This window comes from Verrucomicrobiota bacterium, assembly GCA_037139415.1.
GTDB lineage: Bacteria > Verrucomicrobiota > Verrucomicrobiia > Limisphaerales > Fontisphaeraceae > JBAXGN01.
In genome coordinates this window covers 1-3057 of sequence record JBAXGN010000339.1, presented here as the reverse complement: position 1 = coordinate 3057, position 3057 = coordinate 1, and the positions used below count along the sequence as shown (strand labels likewise).

Annotated in this window: 4 protein-coding genes; 3 read left to right on the top strand and 1 reads right to left on the bottom strand. The window is 56.9% G+C overall.

Going from position 1 to position 3057, the window contains the following annotated elements; genetic code table 11:
• From WCO56_29380 to WCO56_29370, 3 genes are all read left to right on the top strand, one after another.
• Nucleotides 1–219 (top strand): hypothetical protein (locus tag WCO56_29380; GenBank protein MEI7733714.1); only part of this gene is annotated, 219 nt, incomplete at its 5' end.
• Between the two features lie 246 nt (nucleotides 220–465).
• Complete coding sequence (locus tag WCO56_29375; GenBank protein ID MEI7733713.1) at nucleotides 466–1386, top strand: dihydropteroate synthase; 921 nt, start codon at nucleotides 466–468, stop codon at nucleotides 1384–1386.
• An 8-nt stretch (nucleotides 1387–1394) separates the two neighbouring features.
• Nucleotides 1395–1736, top strand: a complete 342-nt coding sequence (locus tag WCO56_29370) for a nitrous oxide-stimulated promoter family protein (GenBank protein ID MEI7733712.1) — start codon at nucleotides 1395–1397, stop codon at nucleotides 1734–1736.
• A 357-nt stretch (nucleotides 1737–2093) separates the two neighbouring features.
• Here the strand turns inward: WCO56_29370 and WCO56_29365 are convergent, their stop codons facing one another.
• Nucleotides 2094–2987, bottom strand: a complete 894-nt coding sequence (locus WCO56_29365; GenBank protein ID MEI7733711.1) for a hypothetical protein — start codon at nucleotides 2985–2987, stop codon at nucleotides 2094–2096.
• Nucleotides 2988–3057: the final 70 nt, after the last annotated feature.

The following is a 3057-nucleotide window of genomic DNA, read 5'->3' as shown; positions in this document are numbered from 1 at the left end:
AAAAAATCACCGAAAACAGTTGCAAAAATTAACACCGTTGCTGGGGAGAGGGAAATCCGCTCGCGGCGTTTTGATATTCCAAAGGCCATGCGTGCGCTCCCGCCGTGGACGGATTCTGCGCCGGACGCCAAAGACTCACCAGCAACCCATCATTCGCTCCCTCAGCCGCAGAACGGACCTCCTCTCCCCGAGGGAGAGGAAAGAGGTGAGGGGGTATGAAACTCTGGGAATTTCCCCACTGTCAAATTCCCCCGCGCCACTCCATTTAGGTCTCCTCAGGTACACCCGCACTCAAGCCAGTGGACCGAGCAAATCCAAAGCGGTGTCGCCTGCCGCCCCGTTCTCCCCTGGCGGTTGCCAGAACTCTCCAAAATTTCCCGCGCCACCATGTTTGAGACTCGTCACCTACGTTTGCGGTTGTGACGCTCGCTGGATTTGCGCTGGCGGATGGCGGGCATTGGCATTATGATTACGGCGTATTTCATTGAAGTAGTGATTATGTTGGACCTTGCGCAATTGGCAGAGCTTTACTCGCAGAACCGGGCCGCCGCCACCGCCCGGGTGAAAGAGTTTGAGATTGGCGGGCGGCACTTCGCGTTTAATTCGCGCAAGGCCATCCTGGGCGTGGTGAATTTGTCGGCAGGCTCCTGGTATCGGGAAAGTGTGTGCCTGAATGCCGAATCGGCGATTCAGCGCGGTTTGGTGCTGCACGCCCAGGGCGCGGCGATTGTGGATGTCGGCGCGGAATCCACGCTCGCGAACACCGAGCTGCTTCAGGCGCAGGCGCAGAGCGCGCAACTGGTGCCGGTGGTGAAGGGGTTGCGCGCCCAAAGAGTGTTGGTGTCGGTGGAAACGTATCATCCGGCAGTGACGCGCGCCTGCCTGGAGGCCGGGGCGAATGTGCTAAACCTCACCGGCACCGCCAATACTGAGGCGCAATATCGCCTGGTGGCGGAACATCGCGCCGCCGTGATTATTTGCTACGTCCAGGGCGAACATGTGCGTGCGGTGGGAGATTTCGCGTTGCAGACCGATCCGATTCCGCAAATGTACGAGTACTTTGCCCGCGAAATTGAAACGGCGACGCGGCTCGGCGTGGACCGCATCTTGATTGATCCCGGCCTCGGCTTCTATTACCGCAACTTGCAGGATAGCGCCGTGCGGGTACGGCATCAGATGCGCACGTTTCTCAACACCTTCCGCTTGCGTGTACTGGGCTTTCCGACCTGCCACGCGCTGCCGCATGCGTTCGAGTTTTTCCGCGAGGAGGTTCGTTGCGCCGAGCCGTTTTTCGCGGTGCTGGCGGCGTTGGGCGGCACGGACCTTTACCGCACCCACGAGGTGCCGCGCATTCGCGCGGTGCTGGATACGTTGAATGCGTTTTAACGCGTGTCATGGCCGATACCGCAAAACGTCTGGCCCGGGAACAGGAAACCATCGTGGCGATGGTGCGGTTGTATTGCCGGAAGCATCATGGCGTAAGCGGCGGTTTATGCGCGGAATGTCAGGCGCTGGTGGATTACGCGTTCGCGCGTATGGACCGCTGCCGGTACGGGGCGGAGAAACCGACGTGTAACAACTGTCCCACGCATTGTTACCAACCGGCGCGGCGCGAGCAGGTGCGGAGGGTGATGCGCTTTGCCGGGCCGCGCATGTTATACCGGCATCCGTTGCTCGCGGTGTTGCATCTGCTGGCGGACCGCAACGCATCCGCTGACCGTAATGGCTCCCGGTAATTCCAGCTTTCGGCAACCGTATCCAAGTACGCGCCATCCATCCCTGGTAGGAGTCGTTACGAGACTCTAACTTTTTCCGCCGGTCTTCATTCCCTCGGGGGGTTCGGCTCCCGGTACTCCCGTCATCCGTGGCCACAACCCCTGCAGGGTTGAGGAATTTGCTAACCGCCTAACCCAGGGTAGCTCGTGCCTCGCAACCGCTGGGCTGGAGGACGCAATTCCGTTGGAATTGTGGCGCGCATTCCGGCAGGGATGCCATAAAGTAGCCGGTTCGGTCGCGAGGGGCACGGGGCGCGACCACCGGTAAACCGTAGAAAGGGGAGCGCACCCCGGAGCGGGTGCCAGAGACCACTACCGCTATTTGCCCAGCAGGGTTTTGCGCATCAGTTCGGCGGTTTTGCGTTGCTGTGCGGTCCATTGAAAATTCGCGGGAATAAACAAAAACACCATGACTTTCATCCCGCATTCATCAATGGTTTTTCCGTTTACGGAAAAACCAAGATCCTTCAGCTCTGCGGCTGATTTGTTGGTCTTCTCGAATGGATAACTAATAATGTCTTTCCCATAAAGAAAATTGGTTACGGTAAAATGCGGGCCGTTTTGACTCGAGATTGTCAGCCCCTTAATTCCCAGACCTTGCGGCTTTTCACCGTGGTCCAGGAACAACAGCATCCCCCTTTTTTTGTCAGGTGCGTCAAACTTCAAGGCACTGTGTTTCAGGTCGTAAGTGCAGTCATAGCTCTTCTGCATAAAGGAATACATCATACCACTCAGATGAAAATAGATGTCAGCGCGGGCGTCGGAGGTCTCCGGTTTGAAGAGATTGAACATCATTCTTATGGGGACATCCTTTTGCCCATTTGTAACACCCAAAAAGAAATAAAAATGCCCGCCGGTGATTAATTCAAGTTCGGATTCTGGCGGGCTGCCCGCTGCGAATCCCAGCGCCCATTCATCCGTGAGCAGCCGGTATGGCAATCCGTCGGCGGTCTTGACAATGATCGCTCGCTTGCCGCCCGCCGCCCGGAATTCCAAGCGTGTTTCCGAAAACCCCATTTTCTCGTTTTTATCGAACTGCAACTCAAAGGCATAATTCGTTGCATCGGTGGCGTGTCTCGCGGCCAATACCAGCTCGCGGCCGGAGGTTAAACGATTAAACGGAAGATAAACCTCCGCTGGCAAACTAACCGGCAGGTTGAACTGTTCTGCGTGGCAGCTAAGCCCAAGAAAAAAAGCGGTCACGCCGATCATTGCAGCCAGAAACACCTTAGTTCTACTTCGTTAAGTTATTTCTTGCGTTGCCGTCCGGGGTGCGATAGTT